The following is a 16,945-nucleotide window of genomic DNA, read 5'->3' on the forward strand; positions in this document are numbered from 1 at the left end:
GATTCATCAACTCAACCCATCAATTTTGCTTTCATTGCTGCCTCATCCCAATAGGATTCTAGTTTTTGAATTTTGCCCGCCTCATTGAACTCAAAAATAGCAATTCCTTCGGTTGTCGCAGTACGACCATTTCTAGCCAAAACATTCATTGTCCACTGGACTGCTGCTCTATTACCCCCGCTGAAAATTTGATTCGGTGTAATCTCTAGCTTCTCATAAAATTTCGATAAAATTTCAAAAAACTTATCAGCATCTTGGTGGACATTCAGCGGTGGTTTTCCCACTGGGTCATACACGAGTGCATCCTCCGAAAAAGCCTGTAGCCAACCTTCTGAATTTAAAGCGGTGACTTGGCGATAGTATTCGGTTAAAAACTGTTCAATCTCAGTTTGGGACATAACAAAATGCTAGGCGATGGCTTGGCTCTAATTATAGATGCTTTTTTTCTTTTTTCCAAGCGATTATCCTCAATTGAGTTGTGAATAAAGGTTTAAAGGGTTTAATTACATTTGTAAATGATATAACATTTTCTTAGGAATTTTGAAAGTCTTTTTTTGATTTTAAATATAAATACGGATCGCCATCGGGAATGATGGGTCAGATCTATTGCCTCAACCCCCTAATTCTAGGCAGGGCTGTTTCATTCTAAGTTAAAAGCCGGGGTTGATGGGGTGATGGGGTGGTGGGGAGAGGATTTTTTTCCGATGAAAAATAACTTTTTATTAATAAAAATTCCCCCCCGGAACCCTACCTCCCTACCTCCCCACCTCCCCACAAATCAAGTTTTAGGGGGATCAGGAAACGGCCCTGCCTAATTATAGGGGTCTTAGATGGATTGATTATTCATAAATTAAATCCTCTCGCTATCAGTGTTCAAAAGGGAATCATAGATGATAATATAGAGTCAGCCCTTTTTCACCCTTCTAGGTTTTTCGAGAGAGAACATCACCCCAAAAGCTGAATGAGTATTTTCACACTGCAATCGGTCAAAAAAGATTTTGGAATCAAGGAAATCCTCAGAGATGCCAATCTCAGCCTTGATGCTACGGATAAAATCGGTTTAATTGGGATAAATGGCTCTGGAAAGTCAACGTTATTAAAAATAATTGCCGGGTTAGAACCGATTGATAGCGGTCAACTCTTAGTCAATTCTAAAGTTAAAATTGTTTATTTATCCCAAGATCCCGATTTAGACGACAATAGCACCGTTATTGAACAAGTTTTTGCTAAAAGTGGCGAACAAATGAAGCTCATTCGTGAGTATGAGGTTCTCTCGACAAAAATCGCTAAACATCCAGAAGATAGCCAATTAATTACTCGTTTATCCGCCGTTACTCAAGCCATAGACGCCGGGAATGCTTGGGAACTGGAAACACAAGCCAAGATTATTTTAACTCAACTTGGAATCGAAGATTATGAAGTCAAAGTTGGAAGTTTATCAGGAGGATATCGTAAACGAATTGCTTTAGCATCCGCTTTGCTTTCTAACCCGGATGTGTTGTTAATGGATGAACCCACCAACCATTTAGATGCAGGGTTAGTGGAGTGGTTGCAAGGGTATTTGAATGGTTATCGCGGTGCTTTATTATTAATTACCCATGATCGTTATTTTTTGGATCGCGTTACTAATCGGATTGTTGAACTTGATCGAGGGGACTTATACACCTACACGGGAAACTATTCTTATTTCTTAGAAAAGAAAGCAGAATCTGAAGATGTTGAGGTGAGTCAACAACGAAAACATCGAGGCCTTTTACGGCGAGAATTGGAATGGTTAAGACGTGGCCCAAAAGCCAGAAGTACCAAACAAAAAGCTAGAATTCAACGCATTGAAGGAATACAGGACACTGAATTTAAGCAAGCCCAAGGGAAAGTCGAAATCTCTACCCCAGGTCGTCGGATTGGCAAAAAAGTTATTGAGTTAAAAAATATTTCCAAATCTTATAGTGAAAGACCGATTATTCAGGATTTTACCTATACTTTTGCACCCGATGATCGAGTGGGAATTATTGGTAAAAATGGTGTGGGAAAATCAACGTTATTAGATTTAATTACAGGTCGAATTCAACCGGATTCTGGAACTGTTGATATTGGAACAACCATTTATATTGGTTATTTTGATCAACACTCCGAAGATCTAACTCAAGCTTTAAATGAAGAACAGCGAGTGATTGATTATCTCAAAGAAGTCGCTGAATATGTCAAAACGGCTGACGGGACTCAAATTACCGCCTCTCAAATGTTGGAACGATTTCTGTTTCCACCCAATCAACAATATTCACCCATTCATAAACTTTCGGGCGGTGAAAAACGACGATTATTTTTGTTGCGGGTGTTGATGAGTGCGCCGAATGTTTTAATATTAGATGAACCGACAAACGATTTAGATGTACAAACCTTATCGGTTCTAGAAGAATATTTAGAAGAATTTAATGGTTGTGTAATTGTGGTTTCCCATGATCGCTACTTTTTAGACCGAACTGTTGAACGAATTTTTTCCTTTGAATCTGAGGGAAATCTACGTCAATATCCGGGGAATTATTCAGTTTATTTAGAATATAAAGCCCGAGAAGAAGCGGAAGCCGCAAATCAAACGACAACGGCTAAAGAAAAAGTTTCAGACACCCAACAACCCGACAAATCTCAACGCTTTTCTTGGGATAAAGAAGGAAATCGCAAACTGTCTTCTAAGGAGAAAAAAGAATATCAAGCCTTAGAAAAGAAAATTGCTAAATTAGAAGCCGAAAAAGCGAAGTTAGAAGCTGAGTTATACAATGTATCCCCAGGAAAAGTTAGCCAAGTTCAAGAACTTCATCAAAAAGTTGAACAGTTAGCCCTAGATATTGATCAAGCCACTGAACGTTGGTTAGAATTAGCAGAAATTGATTCTTAAATTGCTCTTTCTATTGCCAATTTCCCACTAAAACAAACGGCGCCCAATAAAAAGGATGACGAGTTCTATCCTCATTTAAAAGATTGAGTTGAGCGGTTCTTAAAGCCTGCGCTTTATTGGATTTAGTTTGACGATTTGCTAGCTCTCGATAGAAATCAACCATCAGCCTAGCGGTACTTTGATCCTCGACTGTCCATAAGGTTGCGACGGTGCTACGCGCTCCCGCTCTCACTGCAATTCCCGCTAAACCAAGCGCGGCTCGATCATCTCCTCGGACGGTTTCACAAGCACTTAAAACTAATAATTCAATCGGCCTCTTTTCATCCGGTTTGCGTAAAATTTGATCGAGCGTTGTCACATCTATTCTATCATTATAGGTGAGAATAAAAGTTTCCTCAGCATTAGAACCAAACTGACCATGAGTTGCGAGATGAACCACTGGAAACGGTACTTGATTAATTAAATCTTGCAGATTTTCTCGGGTAAATTCTTCATTTTGACGTTTTTCGTGATTGGGAATGGTTTCAGCAATTTGATTTAATTCTTCATCAACTGCTGGAAGTGTACCGAATTCCCCAAAGGTTGGCGCATCTGTTGCACCCGCTAACAACGCTTTTAAGTCTTCTTGAGTCAACGGTTGTGGGTTTAATAATTGCAAACCTGGAGTGAGTGCGATTGCATATTTTTGAACTAAAAACTCATTTCCATCATATAATGTTCCCATCGGAATATTTCTCAGTGTTCCATCTAAGACAAACACTAAAGTATCAACTTGACTATTCTTTAAATCCACTTCAGCCGGACGAATCAACCAGTCATAAACTTGTCGAGTTAAAGTAAAAATTTCAGGTGTTGTTGCGGTGCTTCCATCTCTGGGAGGTTGTAATAATTCTCCTTGTAGTTGTCGAACTGTTTTGTTGATTTCTTCTGAGTTAACTTTTGTTGTATAAAGTCGAAATGTGGGTTCTGGTTGTGTGGGTAAACTGACAATAATTTCTAAGCGATTGGGTAAAATAATCGGGTAAATGATAGCAGCCGTTTGAGCAACTTCATCAATTATTCTAGGGTTCGCATCGACACAAGCATCCCGAAAGAAATTATTGAGTTCAGCTAACTGTAAAGACTCAATCACTTGACGCACGTCTCTAATTTGGAGTTGTAAGTTTTGCGCGTCTCCCGCGATTTGAAATTCATTGGCTTCTTGTAACTGTAAATCCACCAATTCACGATAGACAGGTTCGACACTTTCGCGGAAAGAAAACTGCACTTCTGGGTTAATCGCCACTAAATCACTCCGTAAAGATTGCAAGGTATCAAAAGCATTAGTATAAGCTGCAATTGCTCCTTTTCTATCCTCTTGTTGTTTGCGAATTCGTCCGAGTTGCCAAGAAAATTGATAAGCAATATCGGGTGAATTGTAAGTCGGTGCAATACTTAAAGCTTGTTGGGTATATTCTTCTGCTATTTTCCATTGTTCAGCTTGTTCATAGAGTTTTCCAAACGTTCCCAAGGTATAGGCTTGAGCTTTAATATCCCCTAAACTTTGAGCTTGAGTTAGGGCATTTTCTAAGATTGAAATAATTTTCTCCATCGTCAGATTTTGAGGCGAATTTGCTAACTGGAGAGCCAATAAACTTTTAGCAAAATTAACTTGAGCATAGATTCCCGTTCGAGTTGGGGGCAGAGTTTTTAAAGGTTCATAGACTACCAGCCATAATTGTTCTGCTTTTGACCATTGTTCACTATCAATCAATAAACTCAATTGATTCAGTTGGGCTTGAATTTGAGTCAGTAACACCGGGGAAACTTCAGCCGCTTCTTGATACAAATTTATAGCTTTTTCTAAATCTTCTAAATAAGCTTGACGCTTAGTTTTTTTAACTCGTTCTGAATCTCCATCCTTAAAAGAAAGACGGCGTGTTCGTTCAGCAATAGATCGTTCTGTATTACCTAAATTCAAGTAAATTGTAGCGATTGCTTCAAAATTCTCCTGTTTTTTAGCGATGTTTAAACTGCCTTCTAAAAGAGTCTGAGATTGTTCGATGTTACCGACAACACGAAGCAAATTTCCTAAACTTCTCAATCCTTCTAACTTCCAAGCATCATCAGGTTTTTCTAACAAGAGAGTAACTGTAGAATCTGATAAATTGCAACCTTGTTCAATGTCTTGTTCAACCTCAAAAATTTGTAATAGGGTTTGACAAACTTTTGGATATAAGCCTAAATCTTGAAAAGCGAGTGCTTGGTTTAATTGATTTTGAGAGAGTCGCGTTTTATCTCCCATCTCTTGATAAATTTTCGCCGCTTCTACCCAACTATCAATTGCATTTTGAATTTGTCCAGTTTGCCATTGAAAACGTCCTTTTATATCAAGAGTTTGAGCTAATATTTTTAAACTTTCAGAGGAGTTTTTGAGAGATAGAAGTAAATTTAAACTTTGATTGATTGTGGCTTCTGCCTCTTGCCATTGATTTAACTTTTGATAGGTTAAGGCTAAGTTACTGAACGCCATTACTTGGTTAAGTTTATCGCCTTTTTGAGCAAAACTCGCCGCCGCTTCTTGCCAAAATTGCACCGCTTTTTCAAACTGTCCAGCTTGATAAAAAATTTGAGCCTGCTGAGTTAATTGTAAGCCCTCTTGCTGAGTTTGAACGAACAAAATTTCTGGCATTCTAGCAAGAACAGGTTGCACTGCCATTGACATCAAAAACAACATCAAAATAAAAATTCGGAACCCTTGCTTTAAGTTTATTTTTAAGTTTTTAAAGTTAATCATTATTGTGTTCCCCAATTGATTCTCATTTCTCACCCTAATTTACCGACCGTCCTGCTTGTATTTTAGAAAAAAACTTGCCTTTTGTCTATGAAATGCCAATATTTTCAATGAAAAGATATTCTTGAATTGTTTAATTAGATTTAAGAACAGTAAATCAATTGATAGATGAGTTAAACTTTTCTATAAATCATAATCAGAAATAGTCTTGACTGCTTGATCCTATTATTTTTCGTACAAAATGGCAATCTTTAAGAAAAACAAAAGAATTAAAAGTCTAAAATTTAAACTTTAAGTAAGATTGTTGATTTACCAGATGGCTAACAAAATGTTAATATTTATATTGGTTTCCTTGAAATCAAAAGATTAAAGTGAAATTCTAAAATCTTTAAAACCTGCTATAAACTATGGAAGACGTTAACAATTCAATTCAGAATGAGTCAATTTACTAATTTACCTCAATTACCCAATTTTTCTCGACGAACAACCCTGAAAATTCTAGGAGTGAGTGCTGTTTCTGGACTGATTGGTTATTCTCGATTTAAAAAGCCCCAGCCTACACATTTTCAGCAGGATTCTTTGATATTACCTCGGCTTCTCAATCAACCTAAACAGGTGGTTATTGTGGGTGGAGGACTCGCCGGATTAGCCTGTGCATATGAACTCAGTCAACGAGGATTTAAAGTCACATTATTAGAAAAATCTCCTCAACTGGGGGGTAAGATAGCAAGTTGGCCGATTAAAGTAGGCAACGAAACCTTCAACATGGAACATGGTTTTCATGGTTTTTTTCCTCAATATTATAACCTCAATAGTATCATTGATGAACTCAATATCAAAACTAACTTTATTTCTTTAGAATTCTACTCTGTTGTGTTTAGAAACAACCAATATAAACCGGAAGTTTTTCGTCCCAATCATTCGGCTTTTCCCTGGAATATTGTTGATTTAGCAATTTCTTCTGAGAATCGATTACGTTGGGGAATTAACCTAATAAAACCCGCTCACTGGAAAGTTTTTAGAGAAATAGGCGGCTTTAAAATACCTGATAGTTTTCAACGTTTGGACTCAGTATCCGTTGCGAATTGGGTGAAAAAAGATTTTCCTCAAGGCTTATATGATTTGTACTTTTTACCCTTTGCCAAATCCAGTTTAAATGCACCCGATAAGCTCAGTACCGCCGAACTGATGCAATTTTTTCATTTTTACTTTTTTGGCAACCCAGAAGGCTTGGCATTTAAGGGTACACGTCAGGATATGGGAACCAGTTTAGTTCAACCTATCGCTCAATCCATTCAACAACAAAATGGTGAAATTGTCACCGAAGCAACCGTCAGTAATATTCAGATAAAAGCTGGAAAAATTGATTCAATTTCTTATTTTCAAGGAGAATCTTTAAATCCTGTTCCTTTTTGGGTAAAACGAAATCAATGGATTGAAAAAGATTGGGAATATTTTGGGGCGGGAGATGAAGTTTATGCAATTCCGGCGGGAACAAATGAAGCACTTTCTTTAACTTGTACCCATCAAGGCTGTACAGTTAAACACACTGAAAATGGGCAATTTTATTGTCCATGTCATGGAAGTATTTTTGAAAGTAACGGACAAGTGATTTCAGGGCCAGCCCAACGAAACTTACCTCAATATAAAGTAATTCAACGTCAACCGGAACACGTTAAACTTATCGCCTTAAATGCTGAAAAAACACTAAAATACTCAAATAATTCACCTCAAAATTCTACCACAATTCAAGCAGATTATTATATTTTTGCCACAGATATTCCCGGAGTTCAACACCTTTTTTCTTTAACTGAAGGAGAAGTCAACTCAACCCTACAAGAACAAATTCAAAACCTACAAGTTGCTGATCCCTTTGCCGTTTGTCGGTTTTGGTTTGATCGCGATTTTCCTTGGGAACAGAGTAACTTTACCTCTTTATCTGGCTATGAACTCACCGATAGTATTACCCTCTATCATCGCATTCAACAGCAATTTATTAACTGGCATCAACAAACAGGGGGAAGTGTGATTGAACTGCACGCTTATTGTTATAAAGAATCTCAATTTCCCACTCAAGAAGACTTACTAATAACCTTTGAAAAAGAACTCTATGAAATTGTCCCCAAACTCAAATCTGCTCAGTTAATTCATCGAGAATTAGTTAATCAAAAAAACTTTGCAGGTTATCCACCCGGAAGCTATGCCAAACGCCCTCAAACTGCCTCCGGTATTTCTAACTTAATGTTTGCTGGAGATTGGGTAAAAATGCCTTTTCCTTGTGGTTTAATGGAACGAGCCGTCAGCAGTGGATTATTAGCCGCGAATGAAATTTTATATCAAGAAGGTTTACACCGACGCCCATTACTTTCTGTGAACCCAGAAGGATTTTTAACAATTTGAATAATTTGAATTATATGAACCAAAATATCAAAATTCGGGACTTAGAAATTAACCCCAATCATTGGTATGTTGTTGCTCGTAGCAGCGAAGTCAAAACTCAACCTTTGGGGGTAACATTGTGGAATAAACCCATTATTTTGTTTCGAGATAACCAGGAAAAAATTCATGCCTTAGAAGATCGTTGTCCCCATCGACAAGTTAAACTCAGTCATGGTAAAATAATAGCAGGTTTGATTGAATGTGCTTATCATGGCTGGCAATTTAACGCTCTGGGTAAATGTGTCAAAATTCCCTATTTAGCCGAAAATCAGAAACTCCCCCATTGTCAAATTCAGAACTATCCGGTTCAAGAATTAGACGGTTTTATCTGGCTATTTCTAGGAGAAAATTCAACTCAAACTCAACCGTTAGGCATTCCCGAGTGGGATCACTTAAATTATATTGCTACCGTTTCTCTGATTCACTGTCAAGCTCATTATTCTTTTGTAATTGAAAACTTGATGGATATGTATCACGGACATTTACATCAAAATTGGCAAGCTTGGACAGATGCCGTTTTAGAAAAAATAGATGAATCTCCCGATCAAATTGATGTTCAGTATCAAGCCCAAAGTTATTATAAAATCGATAAAATCTGGTCAATTTCTCAGCTATTTTTTCCAGCTTTACGTCAACTTCATCCTGAACCCTTAACGGTTAGTTATATTTATCCCCATTGGGTTTCAACATTAGGAAAAGACTTTAAAATTTACTGTCTATTCTGTCCCGTAAGTTTAACAGAAACCAAAGCTTATCTGATCCATTTTACATCGCTTCATTCCTTTTGGCGCCTGCACAAACTCCCGATACCATTTCGTCGCTTTCTCAAAAACAAACTATTCGGTTCAGCCCAAAAATTACTTGATGGATTAGTTGAACAAGATATTAAAATGATCGAAGAAGAACAACAAGCCTATCAGAATAATCCTGAACAAAAAGGATATGAGTTCAACCGAAGTTTAGCCAGTGTACAGAAGTTAATCTTACATCAAGCCTCACTCTCTTAATCTTATCTTTGTTCTGTTCTTTGTTCTGTTTTTTATGATGTCTTTAAATTCTCCACCAACCAATTAAACTTAGCCTCAGCCAACTCTAAAAAATCTTGTTTACTCTCCGTCATGTCTTCTGTATCCTGTTCCATATCTTCGAGATAATGATCATTAACTTCATATCCCAAACGCCTAACCGTTCCCCGCATCCGACTCGCTAAACAGAGACATATTCCTTGATAAAATCGAGAAGCAAAGCCCGCATTTTTATGGAGTTGAGACATTAATTCAAAGCGAGGAACAACCAAAACCAAACTTTCTTCAAGTGCTTTCACCGTAGCCAAAGGAGGACGATTATCAATAAATGAAATTTCCCCCACCACTTCTCCTTCGACTAACCGGGCTAGTTCTCGCTCTCCATTGGGAGAAATAGACACACTTAATGCACCTTTTAAAACAATATAAAGCGCACTAATCGTTCGACCTTCATAAATCAGTGTTTCCCCCGGAGGAATCACTTGTGTTTTACCTCGATTAATAATCCAACATAAATCTTGATCATCCAGTCCGCCCAGAATAAATAGAGCTTTTTTAGGTTGTTCAATCATTGGTTTTTTGAGTTTGTAAAAGTGCTTTTTGATCTGAAAATAAAAACATTAAAACTCGCTTATACCTAAAGCCAACATCGAAAAAACAAACTCCTATTCCTCCTCTTGTGTCACCGTTGTCACCTGATCAATAAACCGAATCAACCCTTCGTGAAACTTATTCGGCGCTTTCATATAGCAAGCATGACCTACTTTTGCTAAAATAAACTTCCGAGCATTGGGCATGAGTTTCACTAACATATCCGCCTGTTCAACCGGAATAATCCGATCTTCACTTCCCCAAATCGCTAAAGTCGGAAGTTCAATTCCCCGAAGCTGTTGACTCATTTTCAGAATTCCCACCGGAGCAATCGCCACAAACCCCTGAAGATGCTGTGAATGCTTGACTATAAAAGAGAGACTATAAATTCCACTCATCGACGGAGACACTAAAATAGCCTTCTGAAGACTCAATTTAGCAATCAATTTTGGTAAAAATTCATCATGATAGTCTGATATTGATTCAGACTGACCATAACCCGGTAAATCAATCGCAATCACATGGAAATTTTTCTGAGTTAAGCGCTTGAGTGTACCCAGATCTTTCCAGGTTTTCGCATTAAAACTCGCGCCATGCAGAAACAATACAGACGGATTTTGTGGATCTCCTCCCTCCAGATAATGAATATTTGCGGTTTGAATCTTGATAACCTTTGATGCTATGGCATATTCCATAAAGGGATTAATATAAATTAAACAAAACACCTGAATTGATCAGGATTTTATTTAAACATCCTAGCTTATTATATCTTAGAGACTCGGAGAGGGTTTATATTAAATTAAGAAAGTTGATCAGAATCGTTTCTACGCTTGTGCTATGGCAATCGACCGTTTACCTGAGTCTCCGCCTCCAAATCCCGTAGATCACCAACCTTTGCCCAAGGTTCACTTACTCACCATGTTTCGGCTCGGTTTATTTCAGATGGGATTGGGCATTATGTCCTTGCTGACTCTGGGAGTCATTAACCGGGTGATGATCGATGAGTTGAAAGTTCCCGCTCTGATGGCCGCAGGTGCGATCGCCATGTACCAATTGGTCGCCCCGGCTCGCATTTGGTTTGGTCAGATGTCCGATGCCAAGCCCCTATTTGGACATCATCGCAGTGGCTACATCTGGTTAGGTGCCATCATATTTACGACTGTCTCCTTCCTGGCCCTACAGGTGACATGGCAGTTGGGAATCAGCCTACAAAATACAGGCTTGAGTGGAGTTACCTACGCTTGGGCTGGCTTACTCGCCCTCGTCTTTGCCCTCTACGGCTTGGCACTCAGCGCCAGTTCTACTCCGTTTGCAGCGTTATTATTTGATGTTTCTGATGAAGATAACCGCTCTAAACTGGTGAGTATCGTTTGGTCGATGTTGATGATCGGGATTGTGATCGGAGCCATTATTAGTTCAAAACTCCTCAACCGTCCCGAAGTTTGCGGCGCCGATATTCTCTCCTATAGCCCCACTCAAACGGGTAGTGTCGTTAATATTCCTCAATTACAATCCGTCATTAACCCCCTATTTATCATCGTTCCCGCTATTGTTTTTGGGTTGTGTCTGCTCTCAACCATCGGCGTTGAAAAGCGATTTTCCCGGTATGCTAGTCGTTCCCGTGTCGTCGAACGAGAAGACCAAATTCCCCTGTCTCGCGCTTTAAAAATCTTAACCGCCAGTCGTCAAACCGGTTTATTTTTCAGCTTTCTGTTGGTGATGAGTATCAGTCTATTTATGCAGGATGCCGTACTCGAACCCTATGGCGGCGAAGTTTTTGGAATGTGTATTTCTGAAACCACCCAACTTAACGCCTTTTTTGGGATGGGAACCTTAGCCGGAATTGCGACAACGGGTTTTTTAATCACTCCCCGTTTAGGCAAGAAAAATACTGTTAAAGTCGGTTGTATTGGGACTATCGTTTGTTTGAGTTTATTTATCGCCTCGGGCTTCATTGCCGACCCCGGAATGCTCAAAGGCGGGTTATTGCTATTTGGGGTTGCTTCGGGAGTCCTGACCGCTGGGGCTATTGGGTTAATGCTCGACTTAACGGCCGCTGAAACCGCCGGAACCTTTATTGGTGCCTGGGGACTCGCTCAAGCCATGGCACGCGGTTTAGCAACGATCCTCGGAGGGGCTGTGTTAGATTTAGGTCGCTCCCTATTTAGCATTCCTGTCCTGGCTTATAGTCTGGTCTTTGCGGTGCAAGCAATTGGGATGATGGTTGCCATTTCCTTACTCAGTCGCGTTAATATTCGTGAGTTTCAAGAAAATGCCCAAAAAGCGATCGCTACCGTATTAGAAAGTGAATTAGATTAGCATTACAACTTCTAGGAAACGGGGAACCGTTATCAATCTTCCCCGCTTACCCTTTTGCCTGTAGTTGTTTAAAAATACTCTCGTTAGTGATTCTAAGTTAGAGGTGTATTGCCCTCAGTAAAATCAGTTTAAGGCAAGGCTTTATATTCTATAAGGCTGTAGGAATGACCATGTTTGTGATGGTATGCAAAAACTTGGTCTATGAAAGAAGGGTATTTTTGTTCCAGTTTATGTTCAGCAACTTGCCATAGATAATCTTGATAGTATTCATCCTCATCTTCCGACATTTTTAAATATTCGTTGGAGATGCAGTTCACTTTGACCGTTGCCAAAATTTTAAATGGCTCATCCGAATTGTATGGAGACAATTCCCATTCTATAGTACACAGGTAGTCAATTCTTTTCTTGGGGTCATCGCTCAACACAAACTCTCGCGCTGCAATCAAAACATCGATATCTTCTGGTTTGAATATCGGCTCCCCTTGTTTATTGCAGAGTTGAGCAATTAATTGAGATACTTCATCGGCGGAAAAGTTTTTGAATAATTCTTTGTATTCTCCCCCGTAATAGGATTTATCTCCCCCGTAATAATCGATCAGGTAGGAAACCAGTCTATCAGAACAACCCCGAGTTTTAGTATGTTCATTCAAGCAATATATAAATTCCCGAAAATTATTAATTGCTGCATCATCAAAACAATTCGCACTGTCACCAGAACTCATAATTTACTGTCCCTCCAATTGTGCTAGTCGTTCCTCAATTTTCACGATTCGCTCAATTAAAGGAACATCTTCTGGTGAATCTAGGTATTTAGATAAGGCACTGACCACAACTTCAGTTTGCGACATCTCCATAATCTGAATATAGCGGTTAAGTTTTTGCAACAAAGATCGAGGAATTCTAACCGCAATTTGAGCTTTTTTACCAGGAGATAATCCCTTCACCTTCGGTTCGACTGTTTCTGATTCTACCGCTTCACTGGGATAGCTTCCATCACTGTAATTTTTATAATCGCCATTGCGAAGCGTAAAGATTCGCCTCTTGTAGTATTTTCGTCCCGTTGCAGAGTCGATAAAACTGGGCGGTGCATCCTCTTCCAATTCGGCATATCCAACTAACTCACAGTCCATCTCGATTTTAGATTGGCGGGACTTTGATATTCCCTCCTTGCTGGTGAAATCTGTCATCCCTTCTCGTACCCAAGGATACTGGCTCATGTCTTTCAACCAGACAATCTTTGCTTCGGGCTTTAAATCCTCCAATTTGAAGAAGATCATTTTTTTATCCTTTGATTTCATTGACCAACTTTTTAGTTATAGCATACTTTACGACATACAACGCCCTGTGCTGCATGGCATTTTATTGAACTGAGTGATAAGGATCCATAAAACCTTTACGGGTAGGACTTTTGAGTGATTAAAATGCCGGGGTCATTTCCGGTGAAAAAATTTTGGCTTTAGTACCATTGCTGCTCTTGAAAAATTTTATTTCTTAACCAACAAGGCATCTCCCATTCTGGAGTCCAGAGAATATTGTGCTTTTCGCTGTACAACTCAAATCCAACTTTTGACCAATACTTTCGGAGCAGCGACTGCCCTTTCTCTTTCGGGTACTTGTCGGATAAGTCGTCGGTGGGAACTGGATGACAACCAACCACTTCACCCCAGGCCAACCCCTGTAAAAACATCGCTAATGCCTGCAAGCCGTAATCCCTGCCTCGGTACTTCGGTTCGATAAAGACGCTGTTTATATAGAACAAGTAGCGGTTGAATTCTATGGCATCCCGACCTTCCTCCAATAGAAAAAATGACGCGAAGTACGATAAGTCTGAAGTCAAACAATCCGCGACAATCATGACTTCTCGTTGGTTGTAATACAAATCGAATCGATGAGCTTGCATTCTGCCAATCTGAATGGGTTCCGGATAGTCTCCCAATGCCAATTTTTCATCCAATTCTTCTTCCGATAACTCAATACCCCCGTCAATTTTGATGGCGGTTTGGATTCGGGTAACTTGCAAATCATCCAATTTTGAATAAGAAAGACCCAGATTTGATAAACAAAAGGTCGATTCTAATTCTAGTTCCATCGTTCGGTTTCTTTTATCTGTCATACTCCTTCCTTGATTAAAGCCTCTAAAGAATAGGGGGGTTGACAACCCGGAGCGCGATCGCTTATCATCATGTAGTGCGCCCAACCTGAAATTACACATGACTAATACATCAACACCCATTCCACAAGTCAAACAAAACAGTTAAATCCCCTGCAATTCTCCGATGGAGACGCTACGCGATCGCAACAACTCCGCCAATCTAATAGCATTGTTTGAAATCAACAGTCCATCTTACCACTACCCTTAAATCGTCACCGGGGAATCTACATAGATATTCGGTTCTTGCATTGAGAAAGAAATATTGTACTGTTCCAGCTTCTTAGAAATACTTTTGTTTGTTGATTCTAATAAAGTCTTTCTCAGCGTGATGGCGTTTTCACTCGAACCCAAAATAAAAAACGTGATTCTCGCCCGAGTATTCCCCGTTTCTGTGTGTTGCAATAAGACAATATTTGTACTCCCCGGATCAATCCCAAATACTGAGTCTGTACATTCTTTAATCGCTTGTTGAACCAACGCTTTATCCCGATCTTCTAATTTGCGGGTAAAGTCAAGATACAATAAAACCATCACTTTTTTACCTCGGGTAATATTCTCAATTTCCGACTTCATTAAATTGGAATTGGGAATAATCACCAACGTTCCTTTCGCCGCGAGTCGAATTTTTGTCGAACGCAAACCAATCGACTCCACCCGTCCATAGGTGCCATTTTCCAGCCTTACATATTCACCCCGGATAAACGGACGGTCTAACCGTAATACAATTGTTCCTAACAGTTGTTCAAAGGTACTCTGCGCCCCAAAACCAATCGCTGCACCCCCAATAGACGCACCTGCTAACAACGCCGTTAAGGGAAAATTTTGACTTTGGGCGAAAGCAGTTACCGCAACAAAACCAATAATGACATTCACAACAGTTTCAAAAATCAGAAAGGTTTCATCCACTTCTAAACCATATTTTTGGACAATTGGAATCCCATAAATTAACAAAACTTGGCGAAAAATTCGGGAGAGTAACCAAGCTACAGTGGCAATAACACCGAAATCTACAAACGGTTTAATAAATCGGTATAATGCTGGATTATCATTGAGCCAAACTAACGAAAGGGAAATTAACATAAATGTTCCCGCCAGTTTGACAGACTCCTCCAGAGGAATTATAAATTCATCAATAATTTTCTTTCCCTTTGGGGGTAAAAACTTACTGGCAAAAAATCTCAGAATTCCTGGAACATATCGACCAACGAGGAAAGAAAGGAGAACAAACAGGACAAAAATAACTGGATTGGGAATTGCAGAATCTCTTAAACCGATAAAAATCTGCGAGTCGGGATCGAGTGGATTAGCAAATTTCATAGATTAAACTGTAATAGGTGAATTCACGTAAATATTTTGTTCTTCCATCTCAAACGGAATACCATATTGTTTAAGAATCTGGTTGATATCTTGACTGGCAATTTGTAATAATTGACGACGCAATTCTAAATTTTCTTGACCTGAACCTAAAATGAAAAAAGTAACTTGGGCGTGAGTTTTATCTTCTCCGGTTACTTCTCTTAAATCTTTGAAGATCACATCAGTTCCTCGCGGATCAATTCCATAAGTGTTTTGAGTTCCTTCTAGAATTACCTGGCGAATGAGAGCCTGTTCTTCTGGACTCATTGCCCGATGAAAGACTAATCCTAAAATTGAAATTACTTTGCGAGCGCCTGTATAATTTTCGATGTTTGTTTCCGTTAATGAACTATTGGGAACGATCATTAATGTTCCTTTTCCTGAAGTTCTAATTTTAGTGGAACGTAAACCAATTGATTCTACTCTGCCGAATGTTCCATCTGGTAAACCAATATAATCATCTACAACAAACGGTCGATCTAAATATAAGACAATTCCGCCGAGAACTTGACTTAAGGTACTTTGAGCCGCAAACGCCACCGCTAGTCCACCCACACCTAAACTTGCGAGTAAACCAAAAATATTGATTTGATGAGTTTGAGCAAAAGCAACAATAGCGATGATAATAATCACCGTATTCGCCACAAACTTCCCGACTAAAAGAAATTCACTATTAACACTTCGTCCCTGTTTTCGAGCCGCATTGTTAACAATGTAAATATCAAAAAACTGTTTAAAAACTTGAGAAGCTAACCAACTCGCGGTAATTGCTAAACTCAAACTCACAATCACTTCTAGACTCGACAGAGATTTTGAGAGCGGTATTGATAATAGAAAAAATTCCGCCCCTGCCAATCCCACCACTGTTAAAATTAAAGATTGGTAAGGATTAAAAATCTGTTTGTAAAGCTCTAATTTTTCCGGCGAAAAAAAGCGATTAATGATTTTATTTTGAATTAAGTTTTTCAGCGCAAAAATACCCACTAAAGCCACAAGTCCAGCGCCAATCCAAATCCCAATATCAATGCTTTGTTCAAGTGCTATCAATAAATAGCTTGACAAATAATTCAACTTAAAATCAACCATAAAGAAAGAGAGTTATAACAAAACCAAACAGATACACCCGAAGCCTAAAAATGTGTTTTTTACACCACTTGCTTCTACATCTTCTCAGTTCAAGTCAATGGGTGTTAACACGATATTATTGCAATGCTAGGCAACTACAGCCAGTATAGTATAAGCGGCGATCGCACCTGACGACATCCTCCCGAGGTCAAAAGGCAAAATCTCCCCCACCTCCCTATCTCCCCATCTCCCTATCTCCCCACCTCCCCATCTCCCCATCTCCCTATCTCCCCACCTCCCTATCTCCCCACCTCCCCATCTCCCTATCTCCC

The 16,945-nt window shown here is 39.2% G+C and carries 14 protein-coding genes; 4 read left to right on the plus strand and 10 right to left on the minus strand.

Annotation, left to right across the window (positions count from 1 at the left end):
* Window positions 1–11: 11 nt before the first annotated feature.
* Entirely contained in the window at window positions 12–398 is a 387-nt protein-coding gene (locus M595_RS09725; RefSeq protein WP_023065984.1) for a nuclear transport factor 2 family protein, read from the minus strand.
* Window positions 399–961: 563 nt separating this feature from the next.
* Between M595_RS09725 and M595_RS09730 the strand changes: the two genes are divergently transcribed.
* Complete coding sequence (locus M595_RS09730) at window positions 962–2,893, plus strand: ABC-F family ATP-binding cassette domain-containing protein (RefSeq protein WP_023065949.1); 1,932 nt, start codon at window positions 962–964, stop codon at window positions 2,891–2,893.
* Between the two features lie 10 nt (window positions 2,894–2,903).
* On the opposite strand, the gene M595_RS09735 is transcribed toward M595_RS09730, so the two are convergent.
* Window positions 2,904–5,669, minus strand: coding sequence for a CHAT domain-containing protein (locus M595_RS09735; RefSeq protein ID WP_023065937.1), 2,766 nt, complete (start codon window positions 5,667–5,669; stop codon window positions 2,904–2,906).
* 432 nt (window positions 5,670–6,101) lie between these two features.
* Here M595_RS09735 and M595_RS09740 point away from each other — a divergent pair, with 432 nt between their 5' ends.
* Window positions 6,102–8,066: an FAD-dependent oxidoreductase gene (locus M595_RS09740; protein ID WP_023066011.1), complete on the plus strand. Its 1,965-nt coding sequence runs from the start codon at window positions 6,102–6,104 to the stop codon at window positions 8,064–8,066.
* Between the two features lie 14 nt (window positions 8,067–8,080).
* Window positions 8,081–9,112 (plus strand): aromatic ring-hydroxylating dioxygenase subunit alpha, encoded by a 1,032-nt coding sequence (locus M595_RS09745; protein WP_023066020.1) that lies wholly within the window; start codon window positions 8,081–8,083, stop codon window positions 9,110–9,112.
* Window positions 9,113–9,144: 32 nt separating this feature from the next.
* On the opposite strand, the gene M595_RS09750 is transcribed toward M595_RS09745, so the two are convergent.
* Entirely contained in the window at window positions 9,145–9,702 is a 558-nt protein-coding gene (locus M595_RS09750) for a cyclic nucleotide-binding domain-containing protein (RefSeq protein ID WP_023066013.1), read from the minus strand.
* 93 nt (window positions 9,703–9,795) lie between these two features.
* Window positions 9,796–10,446: an alpha/beta fold hydrolase gene (locus M595_RS09755; RefSeq protein ID WP_238987049.1), complete on the minus strand. Its 651-nt coding sequence runs from the start codon at window positions 10,444–10,446 to the stop codon at window positions 9,796–9,798.
* 112 nt (window positions 10,447–10,558) lie between these two features.
* Here M595_RS09755 and M595_RS09760 point away from each other — a divergent pair, with 112 nt between their 5' ends.
* A complete protein-coding gene (locus M595_RS09760; protein WP_040483862.1) occupies window positions 10,559–12,040 on the plus strand; it encodes a BCD family MFS transporter in 1,482 nt (493 codons plus the stop codon).
* 128 nt (window positions 12,041–12,168) lie between these two features.
* On the opposite strand, the gene M595_RS09765 is transcribed toward M595_RS09760, so the two are convergent.
* From M595_RS09765 to M595_RS32260, 6 genes are all read right to left on the minus strand, one after another.
* Window positions 12,169–12,762, minus strand: coding sequence for a hypothetical protein (locus tag M595_RS09765; protein WP_023066001.1), 594 nt, complete (start codon window positions 12,760–12,762; stop codon window positions 12,169–12,171).
* A gap of 3 nt (window positions 12,763–12,765) precedes the next feature.
* Window positions 12,766–13,317, minus strand: coding sequence for a DUF6009 family protein (locus M595_RS31795; protein ID WP_203419053.1), 552 nt, complete (start codon window positions 13,315–13,317; stop codon window positions 12,766–12,768).
* Window positions 13,318–13,496: 179 nt separating this feature from the next.
* On the minus strand, window positions 13,497–14,153 hold the full coding sequence (locus M595_RS09775) for a hypothetical protein (protein WP_238987050.1): 657 nt from the start codon (window positions 14,151–14,153) through the stop codon (window positions 13,497–13,499).
* A gap of 243 nt (window positions 14,154–14,396) precedes the next feature.
* A complete protein-coding gene (locus M595_RS09780) occupies window positions 14,397–15,509 on the minus strand; it encodes a mechanosensitive ion channel family protein (RefSeq protein WP_023065989.1) in 1,113 nt (370 codons plus the stop codon).
* 3 nt (window positions 15,510–15,512) lie between these two features.
* Window positions 15,513–16,634, minus strand: coding sequence for a mechanosensitive ion channel family protein (locus M595_RS09785; protein WP_052001734.1), 1,122 nt, complete (start codon window positions 16,632–16,634; stop codon window positions 15,513–15,515).
* A gap of 126 nt (window positions 16,635–16,760) precedes the next feature.
* On the minus strand, window positions 16,761–16,945 hold a 185-nt coding region (locus M595_RS32260; RefSeq protein WP_052001735.1), incomplete at its 5' end, for a hypothetical protein.

The sequence above is a fragment of the Lyngbya aestuarii BL J genome (assembly GCF_000478195.2).
Classification (GTDB): domain Bacteria; phylum Cyanobacteriota; class Cyanobacteriia; order Cyanobacteriales; family Microcoleaceae; genus Capilliphycus; species Capilliphycus aestuarii.

Excerpts from the sequence above, each read along its gene's own strand:
- M595_RS09725 (WP_023065984.1), bottom strand. The coding sequence starts at position 398 with ATGTCCCAAACTGAGATTGAACAGTTTTTAACCGAATACTATCGCCAA.
- M595_RS09730 (WP_023065949.1), top strand. The coding sequence starts at position 962 with ATGAGTATTTTCACACTGCAATCGGTCAAAAAAGATTTTGGAATCAAG.
- M595_RS09735 (WP_023065937.1), bottom strand. The coding sequence starts at position 5,669 with ATGATTAACTTTAAAAACTTAAAAATAAACTTAAAGCAAGGGTTCCGA.
- M595_RS09740 (WP_023066011.1), top strand. The coding sequence starts at position 6,102 with ATGAGTCAATTTACTAATTTACCTCAATTACCCAATTTTTCTCGACGA.
- M595_RS09745 (WP_023066020.1), top strand. The coding sequence starts at position 8,081 with ATGAACCAAAATATCAAAATTCGGGACTTAGAAATTAACCCCAATCAT.
- M595_RS09750 (WP_023066013.1), bottom strand. The coding sequence starts at position 9,702 with ATGATTGAACAACCTAAAAAAGCTCTATTTATTCTGGGCGGACTGGAT.
- M595_RS09760 (WP_040483862.1), top strand. The coding sequence starts at position 10,559 with ATGGCAATCGACCGTTTACCTGAGTCTCCGCCTCCAAATCCCGTAGAT.
- M595_RS09765 (WP_023066001.1), bottom strand. The coding sequence starts at position 12,762 with ATGAGTTCTGGTGACAGTGCGAATTGTTTTGATGATGCAGCAATTAAT.
- M595_RS31795 (WP_203419053.1), bottom strand. The coding sequence starts at position 13,317 with ATGATCTTCTTCAAATTGGAGGATTTAAAGCCCGAAGCAAAGATTGTC.
- M595_RS09775 (WP_238987050.1), bottom strand. The coding sequence starts at position 14,153 with ATGACAGATAAAAGAAACCGAACGATGGAACTAGAATTAGAATCGACC.
- M595_RS09780 (WP_023065989.1), bottom strand. The coding sequence starts at position 15,509 with ATGAAATTTGCTAATCCACTCGATCCCGACTCGCAGATTTTTATCGGT.
- M595_RS09785 (WP_052001734.1), bottom strand. The coding sequence starts at position 16,634 with ATGGTTGATTTTAAGTTGAATTATTTGTCAAGCTATTTATTGATAGCA.